This is a genomic window from Microbacterium sp. BE35, from assembly GCF_031457705.1.
GTDB classification, from domain to species: domain Bacteria; phylum Actinomycetota; class Actinomycetes; order Actinomycetales; family Microbacteriaceae; genus Microbacterium; species Microbacterium trichothecenolyticum.
Genome location: NZ_JAVDXD010000003.1, coordinates 23,093 through 42,782 on the forward strand (window position 1 = coordinate 23,093; position 19,690 = coordinate 42,782).

Consider the following 19,690-nt stretch of genomic DNA (forward strand, 5'->3'; position numbering starts at 1 on the left):
GCAGCCCGTTGACACGCAGGCCGTGTCCCCGCCCCCCATCTTGTCGGCACGCGTGATCGCGTCCGCACTGGGGCAGTTCCCGCCGACCGACGAGCAGATCGCGGTCATCGAGGCGCCCCTGGCGCCCGCGCTCGTCGTCGCCGGCGCCGGCAGCGGCAAGACCGAGACGATGGCCGCCCGCGTCGTCTGGCTCGTCGCCAACGGCATCGTCCGCCGCGACGAGGTGCTCGGCCTCACGTTCACCCGCAAGGCCGCCGGCGAGCTCGCGGAGCGCATCCAGAAGCGGCTCGCGCGCCTGGGCGAGTTCGAGCGCCGCGGCCTGCTGCCGTCGCTGCCCGCACTCGCGGACGAGGGACGGCTCGAAGTGTTCGGCGAGCTCGAGCTCTCCGGCGTCGATGGGGCGCGCTCGACGGCGGAGCGACACCGTCTGCTCGACGCGCTCGCGCACGCCGTCGACGCCATCCCGCAGGATTCCGTCGACGACGCGCTGCTGCACCGGCCGAGCGTCGCGACCTACAACAGCTTCGCCGACCAGATCGTGCGCGAGCACGCGCTCCGGATCGGCCGGGATGCCGAGGCCGCCGTCCTCTCGGAGTCCGCGGCCTGGCTGCTCATGCGTCGCGTCGTGTTCGCCTCCGACGACCCGCGCCTCGAGGAGCGGGGCGAGGCGGTGCGCACGATCGTCGACGCAGCGCTGCGGATCGCCCGTGACGGCGTCGACAACCTCGTCGACTTCGACGCTCTCGCCGCATTCCCCGAGCGCTTCGGTGCCGTGCGCGAGCTGCCGTCGACCAATCGGCGCACCACGGTCTACGCCGACGTGGCCGACGCCGCCGACCGCGTCGATGCGCTCGCGCTGCTCGCCGACCTCGCTCGCGAGTACGCCGCCGAGAAGCTCCGTCTCGGGGTCATCGACTTCTCCGATCAGGTGGCGGGCGCGCTCGAGGTGGTCGCCGGCCACCGCGCGGTCGCCGACGAACTGCGCGACCGCTACCGCGTCGTCCTGCTCGACGAGTACCAGGACACCTCCGTCGTGCAGACGGATCTGCTGGCCACGCTCTTCGCCGGCACCGGGGTGATGGCGGTCGGCGATCCGCACCAGGCGATCTACGGCTGGCGTGGCGCCAGCGCGGGCAACCTCGGCGGCTTCGCTGCGGCGTTCGCGCCGGGCGCGGCATGCGCGCAGTTTTCGCTGCTCACGAGCTGGCGCAACAGCGCCGCGGTGCTGACGGCGGCGAACGCGGTGCTCGCGCCGCTCGCGGCGTCGGCTTCCGTCACGGTCGGAGAGCTGCAGCCGCGACCGGGAGCCCCTGCCGGGGTGGTCGAGCTGGGCTTCGACGCCGACCTCGACACCGAGGCCGACCGGGTGGCGGAGTGGTTCGCGCGGGTGCGTGCCGAGCGTGCCGACGGCGGCCGATCGACCACCGGAGCCATCCTCTTCCGCAGCAAGAAGCACATGGTGCGCTTCGGCGATGCGCTCGGGCGCCGCGGCATCCCGCACCGCATCCTCGGACTCGGCGGCCTGCTCTCGACTCCCGAGGTGGTCGACGTCGTCTGCACGCTGCGTGTCATCAGCGACCCGTCCGCGGGCTCGGCGCTCATCCGGCTGCTGTCGGGCCCACGGTGGGCGATCGGCCTCCCCGACCTGCGCGAGCTCGTGGCGCTGTCCCGCCGCCTCGCACGTCACGACACCGCGCTGCAACCTCTCGCACCCGAGGTGGTCGAGCGCATCCGGGCCAGCGCGGGCGACGATGACGGGTCGCTCGTCGACGCGCTCGACTTCGTGCTGCGCCAGAAGCCGGATCACGGCTGGCTCGAGGGCTTCACACCCGAGGCGCGGGAGCGGCTGCGCGACGCGGCATCCGTCTTCGCGGGACTCCGGCAGGCCGGCGGCATGCCGATCCCCGAGCTGGTGCGACTGATCGAGCTGGAGCTGCGCCTCGACATCGAGCTCGCCGCGAACGAGTCACGCGGGCCCGCGCGCGTCGCATCGGCACAGCTGCGGGCCTTCGTCGACGAGGTGCACGCCTTCCTCGCCGCTGACGAGACCGGGTCGCTGTCGAGCCTGCTCGCGTGGCTCGACCACGCCGAGCAACTGGACGAGTTCGCGCCGCGCACCGAGCCGCCCGAGGACGACGTCGTGCAGCTGCTCACGATCCACGGGTCGAAGGGCCTCGAGTGGGACGCCGTCGCGGTCGTGCGTCTCGTCAAGGACGAGCTGCCGAGCGCTCCGCGCGACACCAAGGCGTGGCTCGGGTTCGGCGTCCTGCCGTACGCATTCCGCGGTGATTCCGCCTGGCTGCCGGCGCTCGGCTGGCAGTCGGCCGACACGCAGCAGGCGCTCAAGGAGGCGATCGAGACGTTCGTCGAGGCGAACCGTGCCCGGCAGCTCGAAGAGGACCGCCGCCTCGCATACGTCGCGGTCACCCGCGCCCGTGATCACCTGCTGCTCACCGGTGCGACCTGGTCGGGCACCAAGCGCCCGCGCACCCGTAGCACGTTCTTCGCCGAGATCGCCGAGGCGCTCGAGGTGCCGCTGCCGGAAGACGAGCCCGGCGACGACCCGTATCAGGGGGAGCGGCGCGTGCTCCAGTGGCCGATCGATCCGCTGGGTGCCCGCCGCACGGCGGTGGCCGTCGCGGCGGGCACCGTCGAGGCAGCGCTCGACGCACCGCGTGCGGGGATCGATCCCCAGGCCGCGCTGCTGCTCGCTGAGCGCGAGGCGCGCCGTGCCCGCCCGGTGCACACGGCGCCGACGCGCATCGCGGCTTCGCGCTACAAGGAATACGTGGCCGACCTCGAGGGCACCCTCGCCGGCATCGCGCGGCCGATGCCGGAGCGACCCTTCCGTCAGACCCGCCTCGGCACGCTGTTCCACGCCTGGGTCGAGCAGCGCTCAGGACACGCGGGGCTCGGCGGCTCGCTCGATGACGCGCTGTGGGAGACGGACGAGGACCTTCCGGGGACGGAGGCCTCGGTCGAGGACGCCGCCGCGCTGGCTGCCCTGCGCGAACGCTTCCTCGCGTCGGAGTGGGCCGCGCTGCAGCCGATCGAGGTCGAGACCGAGATCGACTTCACCACCATCGGCCCTGACGGCCTGCCGCACATCGTGATCTGCAAGCTCGACGCCGTGTACCGGCGCGACGACCGCGGCGGGCGCATCGAGATCGTCGACTGGAAGACAGGCGTCGCGCCGCGCACCTCGGCCGAGAAGGACGAACGGATGCTGCAGCTCGAGCTCTACCGCCAGGCCTATCACTCGAAGCACGGCGTGCCGCTCGACGAGATCGACGTCGCGCTCTACTACGTCGCCGAGGACGTCATCCTGCGGAGCTGAGTCCGCGAGGCGTCGCCCACGCCGCGAACCCTGGCGCGGCGCCGCCTCAGTCGGCCAGCCAGCGGCGCAGCGCCGCCTCGGACGCGCGCTCCGCCTCGGCGGCGGCATCCAGTCCGCCGTCGCGGTCGTCGTCACGCGCACCCGGTGCGTTCGCCGCGGTGCCGGCCGGCAGCGTGATGGGCGCGGTGGAGAGGTCGTCGTCCGGGTGGATCGCGGGCAGCTCCACCGAGGCCGCGTCGAGATCGACGGGCCGGAAGGCGGCGAGCTCATCTGCGGTGATCTCCTGCGTGTCGAAGGACTCCGGCGCACGAGGCACCGGCCCCGTCTCCCGTCGCGCGTCGTCCTCGTCGGCGACCCACTGCGCCAGCTCCTCGGGGTCGTATGCGTCGGTCTGCATCGACGTGTCGATGGTCGGCGCACCGGCGCCGGGCGTGCGCTCGAGCAGGGCGATCGCGTCGTCGACGTCGAGTGAGTCCGCCGAGAGGATGTCGTCGCCGGCGACCCCGCCGGCGAGGGATTCGAGCAGTTCGACGGCGTCGGCGACGATGTCGTCGCGGTCGACGTCGTAGCCGTGCACCAGCCACTTCGCGAATTCGAGCTCGGCGTACAGGCGCGCGCGCTCGCGCGCCCGGGCGTCGGGAGCGCGGCCGCTGTCGGCGACGTAGGCGGCGTAGACGTCGTCAGCGGCGTCGGGGGCCGACGCGAGCCACTGCAGGTCGGTCGCAGGGTCGCCGATCGACAGCCCGTGCCACTCGAGCAGTCCGGTCACGGTCGGCACGCCGTCGAGATCCTCGAAGAGGAACGACGCTGCCCCCGCGCCCCCGAGCACGACGGCGGACTCGAAGCGCCAGAGCTCGTCGGCGTCGGCGGCCCGGTGCCAGCGCTCGGCCAGAGTCACGGGCAGGCGGCGGGTCGCGACAGCGCGTTCGATCAAGCGGGTGACGTCGGCGCGCACCTGCTGCGGGGTGCGCGCAGGCAGACCCTCGCTCTTGACGATCGAGTGGGGCAGTGCGTGCAGTGCTGCGAGCGAGGCTCCCAGCGAGGTCGCAGCGCCGCGTCCGGGCGGAAGGTGGGCCGCATCGACGCGGTAGCCGGGAAGGAAGTCGACGACGACGACACGCGTGTCTCCGAGGCCCGCCTCGCCCAGCAGCTCAGGCGCGCGGAAAGGGAGCAGGCCCCGCACGCCGGGAGTGAGTGCGCGCAGCGCGCGCACCTCCGCGGCGAGTTCGGGAGCGGACGACGCGTCGGCAGGGACACGCACGACCACCCTGCGCCCATCGTCGAGATCCGCGACCGCCGCGTCGAATCGGCCGGCCGCTCTCTCGGTGAGGGCGCCGACTCCGACGACGCCGACCCGCGGGAGAGCCGACGTGACCGACGCGGCTAGAGTGAGGGGTGAGCGTGCCATGTGCCCAGGGTAGGTCGGTCGCGCTCGTCCGTCCCCGCGCCACGCCCGGCCCTGAACGACGAAGGGGAGCATGTTCGATGACGGCGCCCGACAGCACCAGCCTGAATCCGCTGGCGCAGCCCGGACTTGATCGCGCGGCCGATGAGAGGCTGATTCCCGGCCTCCTCGAGACGGCGAAGACGGATGCCGACTCCCGCGTCCTGGTCGTCGTCGGCGACTCCGCACCGCTCGCGGCACCCGACGCCCTCCAATGGCGCACCCCGGCGAACGTGCCAGACGGAGCCGAGTGGGCCTTCCTCGGGCGTGATGAGGACGGCGCTGCCCTGCTCGCCGCGGTGTTCGCGACGCAGGACGACGAGCTGTTCGCCGCCCCGTCAGGATGGGCGGGCCTGCGCACGGTGGGGGCGTTGCTGACGCCTCTCGACGCCGGCGCGTTCGTCGAGGCGCTGAGCCTCGGACGATGGCTGATCGACGCCCCGTTCTGCCCGGCGTGCGGCACCCGAACGATCCTCGGAGACGCGGGCTGGTCGCGCCGATGCCCGAACTGCGGGCGGCAGCACTTCCCCCGCACCGATCCAGCGGTGATCGTCGCGATCACGAGCATCGCGGACCCCGATCTGCTGCTCCTCGGCTCGAACGCCCTGTGGGGTGCGGACCGGTTCTCCTGCTTCGCCGGGTTCGTCGAAGCCGGCGAGTCGCTCGAGGCGGCCGTGCGCCGCGAGGTGGCCGAGGAGTCCGGCATCGACGTCGGCACGGTGACCTACCGCGGATCCCAGGCTTGGCCGTACCCGCGCTCGCTCATGGTCGGCTTCCTCGCCGAATCCCGCGACGACGCGATGGCGCGCGCGGACAGCGAGGAGATCGCTGCGGTCCGCTGGTTCACGCGCGACGAGATCGGCCGGGCGCTCGCCGGCGACGGCGACGTCGTGCTGCCCGGGCGAGCGTCCATCGCGCACCGGCTCATCGCCGACTGGCACGCGGAGCGAGTGTGAGCGCCGGCGCCCTCGCAGGGCTCGACGAGCATCAGCTCGAAGCGGCGACCGCGTTGCGCGGACCCGTCGCGGTGCTGGCCGGCGCCGGCACGGGTAAGACCCGCGTCATCACACACCGCATCGCCCACGGCGTCGACACCGGCGCATACTCGCCGGGGCGCGTCATGGCGGTGACCTTCACGACCAAGGCCGCCGGTGAGATGCGAGGGCGTCTGAGGGCGATGGGTGTCGGCGGGGTGTCGGCCCGCACCTTCCACGCGGCCGCTCTGGCACAGCTCAACTTCTTCTGGCCGACGCTCGCGGGTGACAGCGCTCCGGGCATCATCGACAACAAGGTGCGGATGCTCGCCCACGCGGCGGACGGCATCGGGCTCGCGCCCGACGTCGCCACCCTGCGCGACGTCGCGTCCGAGATCGAGTGGCGCAAGGTCTCGATGCTGAGCGTCGACGCGTACGCGGCGGCCCGCCCGAACGGCGTCGGTCGCCTCGGCGTCGAGCGCGTCGTGGCGCTGCAACACGCCTACGAGAAGCTGAAGGATGAACGCCGTCAGCTTGATTTCGAGGACGTGCTGCTCGCGTGCGCCGGCATGCTCGAGGCCGAGCCGCAGGTCGCCAAGGCCGTTCGCGAGCAGTACCGCCACTTCACCGTCGACGAGTTCCAGGACGTCTCGCCGCTCCAGAATCGCCTGCTCGAGTTGTGGCTGGGGGATCGCCGCGACCTCTGCGTCGTCGGCGACGCCAGCCAGACCATCTACTCGTTCGCCGGCGCCGACGCCGCGTACCTGCTCGACTTCCCGTCGCGCTACGAGGGTGCCCGCGTCGTGCGCCTCGAGACGAACTATCGATCGGATGCCCCGATCCTGGCGGTCGCGAACGAGCTGATGCGCGGGCGTCCCGGCGCGCTGCACCTCTCAGCGGCCGCCGATCGCGACGCCGAAGCCGGCTCTGCCCCCGTTCCGACGGTGACCGCGTTCGACGACGACCGGGACGAAGCGCGCGCGGTGGCGGCGCGGATCGCGGCGCAGATCGCAGACGGCGCGGACCCGCGCCACATCGCCGTGCTGTACCGCGCGCATGCGCAGTCCGCGGAGCTCGTCGCCGCCCTCTCCGACGCGGGGATCGCGACGACGGTCCTCGGCGGCCGCCGCTTCTTCGACATGCCCGAGGTGCGGCAGGCGGTCATGGAACTGCGTGCGGCCTCGGTCGCACCCATCGAGAGCGCGTTCGTCGACACGGTGCGAGACATCCTTCGTTCGCGGGGTCTCACGGACGAGCCGCCCGAGGCGGGCGGCGCCCTCCGTGACGCCTGGGAGGCACGAGCTGCGCTGCTGCGTCTCGCCCAGGAGGCGCCCGAGGGGACCACCCTCCGAGCGTTCGCCGACGAGCTCACCGCCCGGGCCAAGGCGCACGACGAGCCCGCGATGCGGACGGTGACCCTTGCGACGCTGCACGCGGCCAAAGGCCTGGAGTGGGAGCACGTTCACCTCATCGGCGTCGCGGAGGGCCTCCTTCCGATCTCGTACGCCACCACGTTCGAGCACGTCGACGAGGAGCGGCGCCTCGCGTACGTCGGCATCACGCGGGCTGGGCGAACGCTGTCGCTGTCATGGGCTCGAGGCGTACGGGAGCGGCAGCCGTCGCGGTTCCTGCGAGAGATCGGCAACGGCACTCTGCGTGCGGGCGGTGCGACCGCACGTGCCGGTGCAGCGACCCGGCGCGCAGGATCACCGACCGGGTCCGGTCGGCCGAGGGGTTCCGCGCGCGCTCCGCGATGAGGCGTCCGGCCACGATCCCCGCCTCCCAGAGCACCGAAGGCTCACTCTCGACGGGACGACCGAGCAGCTGCGCCGCGACCACCGGCCACGAGGGGTCACTGTCGCGACGGTGAGCCGCGACGCAGGCGAGACAGGCGCTGCGGCCGGGCTCCACGAACGGTCCGACCTCCGCACCCGAGCCGGTGAGCGCGATCGGCACGTGATCGACGTCGGCGCCCATGAGCGCGGCGGCCGCACCGGGCGCCACGATGCGATGGACGATGAAGACGACGGCTTCGGCATCCGTGCCGGCGCTGCCGATGCCATCGAAGCGGTGGGCCGTGTGGATGTCGACTCCCTCCGCGGCGAGGCCCGCGGCGATCGCGTCGCGATGGCGGTCGGGCACGCCCTCGGCGCACTGGATCGCGACGCGGGGTCTGGTCGCCCGATCCGTCAGGAGTGCCCGGCGGATGCGTGAGAGGAACCGCGACGCGGCGAGGGCGTCCGGAGCTCCGAGCGCCTGTGCGAAGGGGACTGCGGCCCCGTCGGGGATGCCGCGCTCCAGTTCGCGGAGCAGACGCTGCTGCCACGGGAGCGGATCATCGAGGACCGCGACCGGCTCGGCGCCGAACTGGATCGTCGAGTCGGTCCGCCACACCGGGGGATACGCGGTGTCGAGTCGCAGCATGCGCCCGATCCTGTCGCGCCGACAGGGTCCGCAGCGGATATCCACAGGCCGCGAGGTGTCTTCGGGGTGCTCCGGCCGTCTGGGGAGGAACCGGCGATCCGGCCCGGACCCGCCGCCTACACGGGCCGGTGGTCGTCGGGCGCGCCGCTCTCGCCCTCCTCGCCCGATCCGTCGGACTCGGAGGGGGAATCGGATGCCTCGTCCGCGGCCGATCCTCCGGGCTCCTCGCCCGCGAGGAGGCGCGCCAGGGCGTCGTCCATCTCGTCGCGCGCCGGCTCCTCGCCGCGGGCGCGGGCTTCCAGGCGGGCGACGAGTGCTGCGGGGTCGTCGATGTCGGAAGCGCTCGGCATGAGATCGGGGTAGTCCCACAGCGCGTCGCGCGCGGCCGGGCCCACCGCAGCCGTCACGGCGCGCCACATCGCGGCGGCCTCGCGCATGCGGCGCGGCCGGATCTCGAGGCCGACGAGCGAGCCCAGAGCACGCTCGGCGGGACCGCCGACCGCGCGGCGGCGGCGAACGGCCTCCGAGATGCGCTGTGCCGAGGGGAGTCGCGAGGTGGCGTCCTCGGTGACGACTTCGACCCAGCCTTCGACCGTCGCGAGGAGGTTCTCCAGGCGGGCGAGAGCCGCCTCCTGGGCCTCGGAGCGGGCGGGCAGCAGTGCACCGCTCTCGATCGCGCGGCGGAGCTCCTCGGGCTCGGACGGGTCGAAGCGCGTGGCGAGATCCTCGAGGGCGTCGGTGTCGACGTGCACGCCCCGCGCGAAGTCGGTGACCTGCGAGATCACGTGCAGGCGCAGCCAGCGCGCGTGGCGGAAGAGGCGGGCATGCGCGAGCTCGCGCGTCGCGACGTACAGCGCGAGCTGGTCTTCGGGCACCTCGAGGTCGCGCCCGAAGTCGGCGAAGTTCTGGGGAAGGATCGCGGCCTGGCCGTCGGGCATCAGCGGGATGCCGACGTCGCCGCCGCTCACCACCTCCTTGGACAGGTTGCCGACCACCTGACCGAGCTGCGACGCGAAGAGCGAGCCGCCCACCGTGCGCATGAGGCGCCCGGCGCCCTGCACGAGTCCCTGCATGTCTTCGGGCGCCTGCTCGCTCAGCGCGGACGTGAGTGCGTCTGCGATGCTCGTGGCCACCGGAGCGGCGAGCTCCTGCCATACGGGCAGCGTCGCCTCGACCCAGGCACCACGCGTGAGCGTCGCGGGGGGAGCCGACAGCTCCGAGATCGTGGTCGCCTCGCTCAGCCACAGCGTCGCCAGCGAGAACGCCTGGTCGAGGTCCGTGCGCTGACCCGCGGTCACACCCAGGCCCTCCTGGTTGGCGATGTGCAGCGCCTGCCGCTTCGCCATGTCCCACGAGATGCCGGTCTCATCGGCGCCCTCGAACGCCCCCTGCAGCTGACGCATGACCGCCTGCATCATCGCGGGGTCGATTCTCATCCCCGACAGCCGCGACAGCTGCTCGGGGTCGAAGTCGCCCGCGGCGCCGCCGAACAGCTGGCGGATGAGTTCCTGGAAGTCGTCCTCGGGGCTGGGGTCGCCCCCGCCAGTGACGTCGTCTGCCACTTCAGCCGCCTTTCAGCCGGTCGATGAGGTTGCGTTCTACGCTAGTCGCAGCATCCGTCGCACTCCCCGGCAAGGACCCCGAACGCCTTACGCCGGTCGCGAACGACCAGGCGCAACACCGACAAGGCACGGAAGAGAGGTCCCGCGTGGCCCTGTTCGACGAGAACACGACGATCGAGCCCGCCCCACGGCCGCGGATGTCCCGCCGCACGCTGGCGGGCGTATGGTCGCTCGCCGTCGCGATGGTGGTGCTCCTCGTCATCACGTTCCTGCCGACCTCCTACGTCATCCAGCGGCCGGGTCCGGTGTACAACACGCTCGGCACGGCCCAGAACGCCGACGGCGACGAGGTGCCCCTGATCTCGGTCGAGGGAGCCGAGACCTACCCGACGGACGGATCGCTCGACCTCCTCACCGTGCAGGTGCAGGGCAACCGCGAGCACACGCCGTCGTGGTTCGAGCTCGCCATGGCGTGGTTCGACCCGAGCCGGGCCGTCATGCCGATCGACGCGATCTTCCCCGAGAACCAGACGACCGAGCAGCGCAACGAGGAGAGCGCGCAGATGATGGTCGACTCCCAGCACGAGGCGACGGCGGCCGCGCTGACCGAGCTCGGCTACGACGTCGGCGGGACCCTGTCGGTCTACTCGGTCATCGACGGCGCCGCGGCCGAGGGGATCCTCGAGCAGGGCGACCTGATCCTCGAGGCGAACGGCGAGGAGCTCGCGGATGTCTCGAACCTCCGCTCGGTCATCAACCAGGGGGAGGGCGCTCCGGTCGAGCTCCTCATCGAGCGCGACGGCGAGCAGCAGACGGTGGAGGTCGCGCCGAAGGAGATCACCGACGACGATGGGAAGACGACCTGGATCCTCGGGGTCAACCTCACGACGGACTACGACTTCCCGATCGACGTCACCATCCAGCTGAACAACGTCGGCGGACCCAGCGCCGGCATGATGTTCGCGCTCGGTATCATCGACACGCTCACCCCGGGCGAGCTCAACGGCGGGGAGCAGGTCGCGGGCACGGGCACGATCACCGCTGATGGCGAGGTCGGGCCGATCGGAGGCATCCGTCAGAAGATGTGGGGCGCGCTGGATGCGGGCGCCGAGTGGTTCCTCGCTCCCGAGGCCAACTGCGACGAGGTGGTGGGTCACATCCCGGGCGACCTGCGAGTGTTCTCGGTCGAGGATCTGGACGATGCGCTGGCCGTGCTCGACGCGGTGAGCTCGGGCGGCGATCTCGACGCGCTCCCGACCTGCACTCTCAAGTGAGCGTGCGGATCGTGCCCGAAACGTTGCGAGTTTCTTAGAGTTCGCCCAGGGAGGACAAGGCGGGCGCCGAGAATCGCGCGCCTAGGATGGGAACGTGACCACGACCTCCGCGCCGACTCCGGCCACACCCTCTCGCACCCGACGCGTCATCGCCATCAGCCTGGCGATCATCGCCGCGCTCGTGGTGGCCTTCTTCATCTTCGCCAGCCTCTACGCGGACTGGCTCTGGTACGACCAGCTCGGTTTCTCGGAGGTGCTGCTCACCCAGTGGGTCGCGCGCGTCGTGATGTTCGCGGTCGGCTTCCTGGGGATGGCGGTGCCGGTGTGGCTCTCCATCCAGCTCGCGTACCGGCTGCGCCCCGTCTACGCACGGCTGAGCTCGCAGCTCGACCGCTATCAGGAGGTCGTCGAGCCGCTGCGCCGGCTGGCGATGTGGGGCATCCCGATCTTCTTCGGCTTCTTCGCCGGCTTCGCCGCCTCGGCGCAGTGGGAGACCACGTGGCTGTGGTTCAACGGCGTCGCCACCAAGACGACCGACCCCGAGTTCGGGCTCGACACCGGCTTCTACATGTTCGCGATGCCGTTCTGGAGCTCGCTCATCGGCTTCGCCTCGGCGGTGCTGCTCATCTGCCTGCTCGTCACGGCGCTCGTCTCGTACCTCTACGGCTCGGTGCGGATCGGTCAGCGGGAGCTGCGGATCTCGAAGTCTGCCCGCATCCAGCTCGCGGTGACCGCAGGCCTGTACCTGCTGGTGCAGGGCGCGAGCCTGTGGCTCGACCGGTACAAGACGCTCGTCGAGCCCGGCGACCGCATCACCGGTCCCGGCTACACGGGCGTCAACGCGATCATCCCCGGCCAGACGATCCTCGCCTTCGCCGCCGTCATCGTCGCCATCCTGTTCTTCGTGACCGCGATCATCGGCCGCTGGCGCTACCCGCTCATCGCGACCGCCCTGCTCGTCGTGTCGGCGATCGTCGTCGGCGTCGGCTACCCATGGGTCGTCAACACCTTCCAGGTGCAGCCGAACCGCTTCGCCCTGGAAGAGGATTACTACCAGCGCAACGTCGACATGACCCACGAGGCGTACGGCGTCGCCAGCCTCGACCAGCAGGACTTCACGGCCGTGACCGATGTCGAGGCCGGCCAGCTGCGCGACGACGCGGCGACCACGGCCCAGGTGCGCATCATGGACCCCGCGATCATCTCGCCGAACGTGCGCCAGCTCGAGCAGTACCGGTCCTACTACCAGTTCGCCGACCCGCTCGACGTCGACCGGTACGACATCGACGGAGTCTCGCAGGACACGGTGGTCTCGGTGCGTGAGCTGAACCTCGCGCAGCTCGGCAACGCCGCCGACTGGCAGAACTCCGCCGTCGTCTACACGCACGGCTACGGCCTCGTCGCCGCGAAGGGCAACGACCGCACGAATGAGGGCGACCCCGTGTTCCTCGAGCGCGGCATCCCCGCTGCGGGGTTCCTCTCCGACCAGGAGGACTTCCAGCCGCGGGTGTACTTCGGCGAGTACTCGCCGACGTATTCCATCGTCGGGGCACCCGCCGGGGCGGAGCCGGTCGAGCTCGACTACCCCTCGGGTGAGGACGGCTCCGGCGAGACGAAGACCACGTTCGACGGCGAGGGCGGCCCGAGCCTCGGCAACGTCTTCAACAGGCTCATCTACGCGCTCAAGTTCCAGGCCGAGCAGATCCTGTTCTCCGACTACGTCAACGAGGACTCGCAGATCCTCTACGACCGCAATCCGCGCGATCGCGTCCAGAAGGTCGCCCCCTACCTGACGCTCGACAACGACGCCTACCCGAGTGTCGTCGACGGGCGGATCGTGTGGATCATCGACGGCTACACGCTGAGCGCCAACTACCCGTACTCGTCGACCGTGAGCCTGACGTCGGCGATCTCGGATTCGAGCAACCCGGCTCCGCGGTTCGCTCTCGACGACATCAACTACATCCGCAACTCGGTCAAGGCCACCGTCGACGCGTACGACGGCTCGGTCACGCTGTACGCGTGGGACGAGAGCGACCCGGTGCTGGAGTCGTGGCAGAAGGTCTACCCGTCGACGATCAAGCCGATCAGCGACATGTCGGCCGACCTGATCAGCCACGTGCGATACCCGACCGACCTGTTCAAGGTGCAGCGCACGATCCTCGGGGTGTATCACGTCGACGACGCGCGCTCGTTCTACCAGAGCGACAACCGCTGGCAGACGCCGAACGACCCGCAGGAAGAGACGGCGCTGCAGCCGCCGTACTACCTGACGATGCAGATGCCCGACCAGGATGAGCCGACGTACTCGATGTTCACGTCATTCATCCCGGCGGCGACGGCAGGCAACACCAGAAACGTCCTGATGGGCTACCTCGCGGTGGACTCGAACGCCGGAAGTGAAGCGGGCGTCAAGAGCGAGGACTACGGAAAACTCCGGATGCTGGTGATCGACGCCGAGACGACGGTGCCCGGTCCTGGCCAGGTGCAGAACACGTTCAACTCGGATCCGCAGATCTCGGCGCAGATCAACCTGCTGAAACAGGGGCAGTCCGAGGTGCTCAACGGCAACCTGCTCACCCTGCCGGTCGGCGGCGGCCTGCTGTACGTCCAGCCTGTGTTCGTGCAGTCGTCGACGGGCACGAAGCTGCCGAAGCTCCAGAAGGTGCTGGTCTCGTTCGGCGACAAGATCGCCTTCGAAGACACACTGAATGAGGCCCTCGACACTCTGTTCGGCGGCGACTCGGGTGCCGACGCGGGCGACACCGACGTGCAGCCGACCCCGGGTGCCACGCCGGCGCCGACTCCTGAGCCGACTCCGACCGAGCCGACGACCCCGACCGCGCCCACCGACGAGTACCAGGCGGCGCTGCAGGACGCGCAGCAGGCGATGCTCGATCGCCAGGCGGCGCTCGAGAAGGGCGACTGGGCGGCGTACGGCGCGGCCGACGAGCGTCTCACCGCGGCGGTCGAGAAGCTCATCCAGCTCGGCGAGCAGCCGTAACCCCCGCACGCGCGAAGGCCGGTCCCCGAGGGGGCCGGCCTTCGGCGTTTCCGAGAGCTATGCCGTGAGGATCGCGTACCAGATGAGCAGCAGCGTGACCGCGAAGCCCGAGAACTGGTTGAGCCACAGGAACCGCCGCCATCCGGAGGTCGCGGCCGCGGCGTCGGCGTCGGCGATCGAGCGGTAGGGCCAGACCGTCACGAGGTAGGGCACGACGAGCACTGCCGCGAGCGGCCCCGGCCAGGTCGTCGCGAGCATCGCGACCCCCGCCGCGGCGTAGCAGGCGAGGGAGAAGCGCACCGTCCAGCGCGCGCCACGTGCCGTGGCGATCGATGCGATGCCCGCTTCGCGGTCGGCGACGACGTCCTGCACCGCTCCGAACGCGTGGGAGGCGATGCCCCACAGCGCGAACGCGACGATGAGGGCGACGAGGGCGGGCGTCCACGTCGCTCCGGCCAGGACGATTCCGTACACGGCGGGGGAGAAGAAGTGGATGCTGCTGGTCACGGAGTCGAGGAACGGCCGCTCCTTCAACCGCAGCGGTGGCGCGCTGTAGAACACGACGAAGAACAGGCTCGCGGCGAGGACGACCCACGAGACCGCGGAGCCGACCACCGCAAGATAGGCGACGAACGGCAGGCACAGCAGTGCGGAGGCCCACAGGGTCACGCGGTGCATCCGCCGATCGAGCACGGCGCCGTGGGCGCCGCCCTTGCGAGGGTTGCGGAGGTCCGACTCGTAGTCGAACACGTCGTTGATGCCGTACATCGCGAGGTTGTACGGCACGAGGAAGAACAGCGTGCCGACCACGAGGGTGAGGTCCACCTCGCGCGTGGTCAGGACGTAGGCGGCGGCGAACGGATACGCGGTGTTGATCCAGCTCACCGGCCGCGAGGCGATGAGCAGCTGCCGGGCGACGGTGTTGGCGCGCAGGGGCGCGTCGGTGGTCACGAGGCCGTCTCCTCACGATGCGAGCGCGTCGGCTCCAGCAGCGTGAAGACCGCAGGTACGAGGAATGCCGCGCACACGGGGTACGCGAAGTCCTCGATGGGGGCGAGACCGATGCGCACTCCGGAGATCAGCGTCTCGGGGTACGTGAAGAGTCCCGCGGCGATCATGACGTTGTCGAACACGGCGGTGAGCACCACCAGCACGCCGGCGGCGATGACGGATGCTGTCATCCTGCGCCCGAACGCCGGGCGGCGGGCCGTCAGCAGCGCCACGATCACGGTGATGACGACGAACGGGACGACGATGAGGGAGTAGGTCATCGGCTCGCCTCCGAGCGCGGGGACGCAGCATCCGCTCGTCGTCGTTCCGTCAGGCGCACGGCGCCGGACCACGCGACGAGCGCCAGGTAGCTCAGGAATGCGAGGAACACGGGTTCTTCGAGGGGGAGGTGGGGGGCGAGGTCGACGCCCAGCAACAGGGCGCTGTCGCCCTTGACGAAGACACCCGTGGCGATGCCCACGGCGTCCCACGCGAGGAAGAACGCCGTGCCGATGCCCACCGCGAGGGCTGTGCGTGCGGGCGCCTGCCATGCCGCGAGGCGCCAGCGCCGGTCGATCAGCAGCACGCCTGCGGCGGAGGCGAGGATCGCGATGAGGTAGATCCCCGGCACCTTCACACCCTCGCCGGCTCAGCGACGGGACCGGGGGAGCGATCCCCTCGCAGACGCTTGACGACGAGCTCGGCCGAGATGAGGCACATCGGCAGGCCGATGCCGGGCAGGGTGGAGGCGCCGACGTACGACAGGCCCTCGATCCTGCGCGAGGCGTTGCGTGGGCGGAACACCGCGCTCTGCCCGAGCGTGTGGGCGAGACCGAGCGCGTTGCCGCGCCAGGCGCCGAAGTCGTCGGCGAAGTCGCCGGGCGCGACCGTGCGGCGCACCACGATGCGTCCCGCCAGGTCGGGGATGCCGCACCACTCGGCGATCTGCGCGATCACCTCGTCGGCAGCGGCCTCGATCGAAGCGTCTCCGCCGCCGTCGATGCCCCCGTGCCCCAGCTGGGGGTCTGCGGGCACGGGGACGAGCACGAAGAGATTCTCGTGCTCCGGCGGCGCCACGCTGGGGTCCGTGGCGCTGGGACGGCAGATGTAGAGCGACGCGGGGGCAGGGATGCGCGGGCGGGCGCCGAAGATGTCGGTGAAGTTCGCGCGCCACTCGCGGGCGAACAGCAGCGTGTGATGGGCGAGCTGAGGCAGTCGCCCCTCGACGCCGAGCATCACCAGCAGCGCGCCGGGGCTCGGCGTGCGCGAACGCCACCACTCCTCGGGATACGTCTGTTCGGCGCGAGGGAGCAGACGGGTCTCGGTGTGGTGCAGATCGGCGCCCGACACGACGAGATCGGCGGGCACCCGGTGTCCGCCGACGAGCTCGACGCCCGTCGCGACGCCTGCCTCGGTGGTGATCGCGGTGACTCGCGCACCGGTCTCGATCGCGACTCCGGATGCTTCGGCCAGGCGCGCGATCGCGCTCACGAGCTCGGTGAATCCACCGCGCGGGTAGAGCACGCGATCGCCGAGATCGAGGTGGCTCATGAGGTGATAGAGGCTCGGCACGCCGTAGGGGGATCCCCCGAGGAAGACCGCAGGGTACTCGAGGATCTGACGCAGCCGCGGATCGGTGAACCGACGCTCGACATGGCTGGCGAGGCTGCGCGTCAACAGGGACGCGAGCCGCGGCACCCGTCTCAGCACTGCCGGGTCTCGAAGGCCCGCGGTCGTCTCGTACGTGTCGTAGAGGAAGCGCGAGACCGCGAGGTCGTACGCGTCGGCGGCGGAGTCGAGGTAGGCGTCGAGGCGAGCGCCCGCGCCGGCCTCCACGCTCTCGAAGAGGGCGGTGGCCTCGGCGCGGCCGGAGCGCACGTCGAGCGGGGCGAGACCGGTCGAGGGGTCCGAGTACACGCGATACGCCGGGTCGAGCGGGACGAGATCGAGCTCGCGCTCCGCCGTCGTCCCGAGCAGCCGGAAGAAGTGCTCGAACACTTCGGGCATGAGATACCAGCTCGGGCCCGTGTCGAAGCGGAACCCGTCGCGCTCCCAGGAACCTGCGCGGCCCCCGATCTCATCGCGCGCCTCGAACAGCGTCGTGTCCCACCCTTCGCTGCCCAGCAGTGCGGCCGCGGCGAGCCCGCCGACCCCGCCGCCGATGACGACCGCGCGCCGCGGTCCGTCGATGAGAGTCATGCGCGCACCTCCCGTGGTGCGAAGCCGAGCAGCGCGCGGGCCGCGAGACGCGCCTTCACGGCGTCGGGCACGCGCACCCGCTCCTCGGATCCGTCGCACGCGCGCAGGCGCACGGCGAGCTCGGCGAAGAGGTCGTGCGCGGCGGTCACCGCGCGGCGGCAGTCGGCGGGAAGCGCCGGGATGGCGCTCGCCGCGACGGCCAGGTCGCGGTCGATGCGGTCGAGCACTGCAGCACGCTCCCCGTCGGCAGAGGACAGACCGAGGTAGTCGCGGCCGAGCACGGCTTCGTCGTGGTGGAGGTCGCGGAGGAAGTTCACGTCCTGGAAGGCCGCACCGAGGCGCCGGGCTCCATCGACGAGCTGAGGAGAGGGGGCGACCGGATGCTGCGCCCCGGCGTTGACGAAGACCTGCAGGCACATCAGTCCCACGACTTCCGCCGAGCCGTACACGTAGGCGTCGTGCGAGGCGGCATCGTGGCTGCGCGTGCCGAGGTCGGTGCGCATGGACGCGAAGAAGGGGCGCACGAGATCCTCCCCGATGCCGCACTCGCGTGCCGTGCGGGCGAACGCGTGGACGACGAGGTTCGAACTGAAGCCGCGCTCGATCGCCGACAGTGCCTCCTGCTCGAGCTCGTCGAGGATCTCGCCCGCGACCTCCGGAGGCAGCCCGGCCTCTTCGGCGGGGCCGTCGACGATCTCGTCGGCGACGCGCACCAGCGCGTAGACGTTGCGCACGTGCGGTCGCGGTCGCGGACCGAGCAGCCTGCACGCGAGCCCGAACGACGTCGAGTACCGCGCGATCACGGTTGCCGCGGCATCCGCCGCCGCCTGGTTGTAGAGGGCGAGACCCGTGGGGGTCGCGGTGCGCACGGTGCTCATGGGATCCGTCTTTCGATGCCGTCGGCGAGGGTGCGCAGGAGTGCGCCGGCCCGGTCGGGGAGTGCGGGATCGTGCGACGCCGCCCGCACCGCGGTCAGCGTCTCCTCGACGAGCTGCACCAGGCGCTGGCGTGCTCCGGTCTCCTCCAGCACCGCCTGCGCCTCGCGCACCGCGACAGGGCCGGTACGCGCGAGCGCGAGCGCTTCGTCGACGCGCGGCGCGGCGCCGGACTCCCGCGCCAGCGCAACGAGCGGGGTGCGCTTGTTCTCGCGGAGGTCGGGTCCGGTGTCACGCCCCGTCTGCGCCGTGGTCCCGAACGCGCCGATCAGATCGTCGACGAGCTGGAAGGCGAGCCCGAGGCGTCCGCCTGCCTCACCGAGCACGCGCAGCGCGTCGCCGTCGGCGCCCCCGAGCAGCGCGCCCGCCTGCAGCGGCGCGCGGAATGTGTACACCGCGGTCTTGTTGAACGCCGTATCGAGGGTCGAGAGGCGCGACGGATGCCGCGCCGCGACGCTGTTCTCGACGTCGGCGAGTTCGCCCGCCGCCGAGATCAGGACGGCGTCGTCGAGCAGGGTCAGGAGCCGATCTCTCGTCGCGTCGTCGGTGTGGGCCATCGCGATCAGGCGGAAGGCCTCGTGGAGGAGGATGTCGCCGGCCAGGATGGCGGCGGCGTCGCCCACCAGGGCCGCCCCGTCGGGGTCGGCGCCGTCGTCCTGTGCCCGCCGCCGGAACTCGCCGCCGATGTTGGGCACCCCGCGCCGCATCGTGTCGTGGTCGATCACGTCGTCGTGCACGACGAACGCCGTGTGCAGCAGTTCGAAGGCCGCGGCGACGGAGAGGACGGCGGACGTGTCGGCGTCGTCGGCGCGGAACGCGTCGAAGGATGCCGTGACCAGGGCGGGACGCAGTCGTTTTCCGCCCTGGGCCGCGCGGGTGATCGCGTCGCCCAGGACGCCGAACGCGGGGCCCAGCTCCGACGCGCGCTCGCGGATGCGCGCGAGCGCGCCGTCGATCGCGATCCGAAGGTCGGGGTCGGACGCCGCGGGGATCATGACGCGCGTCTCTCGCGCGATGACGTCTCGAACAGGTGGAGCTGCTGGGCCTGGAGCACGAGCCACGGGCTGAACGCCCACGGTGTCGCCTCGAGCGAGACGGCGAGCGCTTCGGGCTCGACCCACCGCGCGTCGACGACCTCGAGCGGGTTGAGCACGGGCTCGTCGTCGGTATAGGCGGTGTACACCGGGCACACCTCGTGCTCGACGATGCCGTTGGCGTCGGTGGCGCGGTACCGGAAAAGCGGGAGCGCGACGCGGAGGTCGGTGAGGGTGAGCCCGAGTTCGAAGTCCGCGTGGCGACGCACCGCCGAGAGCACCGGTTCGGCAGGACGGGGATGCCCGCAGAACGAGTTGGTCCAGACCCCGGGCCAGGTGCGCTTCGTGAGGGCCCGCCGGGTGATGAGAACCTGGCCGTCGCTGTTGACGACGTGGCAGGAGAACGCGAGGTGCAGGGCGGTATCGGGGCCGTGCACGCTGGATTTCGGGGCCGTGCCGATGGCTCGGCCGTCATCGTCGAGCAGGACGACGTGGTCGGTGTCGGGCATCCCA

At 71.4% G+C, this 19,690-nt stretch carries 14 protein-coding genes; 5 read left to right on the forward strand and 9 right to left on the reverse strand.

The annotated features are described in order from the left end of the window. Positions 1–22: 22 nt before the first annotated feature. Positions 23–3,337, forward strand: coding sequence for an ATP-dependent DNA helicase (locus tag J2Y46_RS11400; RefSeq protein WP_310242408.1), 3,315 nt, complete (start codon positions 23–25; stop codon positions 3,335–3,337). Between the two features lie 46 nt (positions 3,338–3,383). Here the strand turns inward: J2Y46_RS11400 and J2Y46_RS11405 are convergent, their stop codons facing one another. Further along, the gene (locus J2Y46_RS11405; protein ID WP_310242410.1) at positions 3,384–4,745 is read right to left on the reverse strand and encodes a phosphotransferase; all 1,362 of its coding nucleotides are present in this window, start codon (positions 4,743–4,745) and stop codon (positions 3,384–3,386) included. 77 nt (positions 4,746–4,822) lie between these two features. Here J2Y46_RS11405 and nudC point away from each other — a divergent pair, with 77 nt between their 5' ends. Next, on the forward strand, positions 4,823–5,737 hold the full coding sequence (gene nudC / locus J2Y46_RS11410; RefSeq protein ID WP_310242412.1) for an NAD(+) diphosphatase: 915 nt from the start codon (positions 4,823–4,825) through the stop codon (positions 5,735–5,737). Beyond that, positions 5,734–7,512 carry an ATP-dependent helicase gene (locus J2Y46_RS11415; protein ID WP_310242414.1) on the forward strand — a complete coding sequence of 593 codons (1,779 nt, stop codon included), beginning with the start codon at positions 5,734–5,736 and terminating at the stop codon, positions 7,510–7,512. The genes nudC and J2Y46_RS11415 overlap by 4 nt, the downstream gene beginning before the upstream one ends. Before the next feature lie 783 nt (positions 7,513–8,295). Here the strand turns inward: J2Y46_RS11415 and J2Y46_RS11420 are convergent. Continuing rightward, entirely contained in the window at positions 8,296–9,741 is a 1,446-nt protein-coding gene (locus tag J2Y46_RS11420) for a zinc-dependent metalloprotease (RefSeq protein ID WP_310242416.1), read from the reverse strand. 146 nt (positions 9,742–9,887) lie between these two features. Here J2Y46_RS11420 and J2Y46_RS11425 point away from each other — a divergent pair, with 146 nt between their 5' ends. Both J2Y46_RS11425 and J2Y46_RS11430 read left to right on the forward strand, forming a co-directional pair. Next, the gene (locus J2Y46_RS11425) at positions 9,888–11,015 is read left to right on the forward strand and encodes a PDZ domain-containing protein (RefSeq protein WP_045296844.1); all 1,128 of its coding nucleotides are present in this window, start codon (positions 9,888–9,890) and stop codon (positions 11,013–11,015) included. Positions 11,016–11,109: 94 nt separating this feature from the next. Beyond that, positions 11,110–14,019 (forward strand): UPF0182 family protein, encoded by a 2,910-nt coding sequence (locus tag J2Y46_RS11430; RefSeq protein WP_045296845.1) that lies wholly within the window; start codon positions 11,110–11,112, stop codon positions 14,017–14,019. A gap of 57 nt (positions 14,020–14,076) precedes the next feature. Here J2Y46_RS11430 and J2Y46_RS11435 read toward each other — a convergent pair whose 3' ends face one another. Genes J2Y46_RS11435 through idi form a run of 7 tightly spaced genes read right to left on the reverse strand, consistent with a single transcriptional unit; the run spans position 14,077 to position 19,686 of the window. Then, positions 14,077–14,970, reverse strand: coding sequence for a prenyltransferase (locus J2Y46_RS11435; protein WP_310242420.1), 894 nt, complete (start codon positions 14,968–14,970; stop codon positions 14,077–14,079). Continuing rightward, complete coding sequence (locus J2Y46_RS11440) at positions 14,967–15,290, reverse strand: lycopene cyclase domain-containing protein (RefSeq protein ID WP_310242422.1); 324 nt, start codon at positions 15,288–15,290, stop codon at positions 14,967–14,969. Before J2Y46_RS11440 ends, J2Y46_RS11435 begins: the two co-directional genes overlap by 4 nt. Next, complete coding sequence (locus tag J2Y46_RS11445; RefSeq protein ID WP_045296926.1) at positions 15,287–15,640, reverse strand: lycopene cyclase domain-containing protein; 354 nt, start codon at positions 15,638–15,640, stop codon at positions 15,287–15,289. The genes J2Y46_RS11440 and J2Y46_RS11445 overlap by 4 nt, the downstream gene beginning before the upstream one ends. A gap of 2 nt (positions 15,641–15,642) precedes the next feature. After that, entirely contained in the window at positions 15,643–17,208 is a 1,566-nt protein-coding gene (gene crtI, locus J2Y46_RS11450; RefSeq protein ID WP_310242424.1) for a phytoene desaturase family protein, read from the reverse strand. Beyond that, positions 17,205–18,086, reverse strand: coding sequence for a squalene/phytoene synthase family protein (locus tag J2Y46_RS11455; protein WP_045296849.1), 882 nt, complete (start codon positions 18,084–18,086; stop codon positions 17,205–17,207). Before J2Y46_RS11455 ends, crtI begins: the two co-directional genes overlap by 4 nt. Next, entirely contained in the window at positions 18,083–19,138 is a 1,056-nt protein-coding gene (locus tag J2Y46_RS11460) for a polyprenyl synthetase family protein (RefSeq protein WP_045296850.1), read from the reverse strand. The genes J2Y46_RS11455 and J2Y46_RS11460 overlap by 4 nt, the downstream gene beginning before the upstream one ends. Then, positions 19,135–19,686, reverse strand: coding sequence for an isopentenyl-diphosphate Delta-isomerase (idi, locus tag J2Y46_RS11465; RefSeq protein WP_045296852.1), 552 nt, complete (start codon positions 19,684–19,686; stop codon positions 19,135–19,137). The genes J2Y46_RS11460 and idi overlap by 4 nt, the downstream gene beginning before the upstream one ends. Between the last annotated feature and the right edge of the window lie 4 nt (positions 19,687–19,690).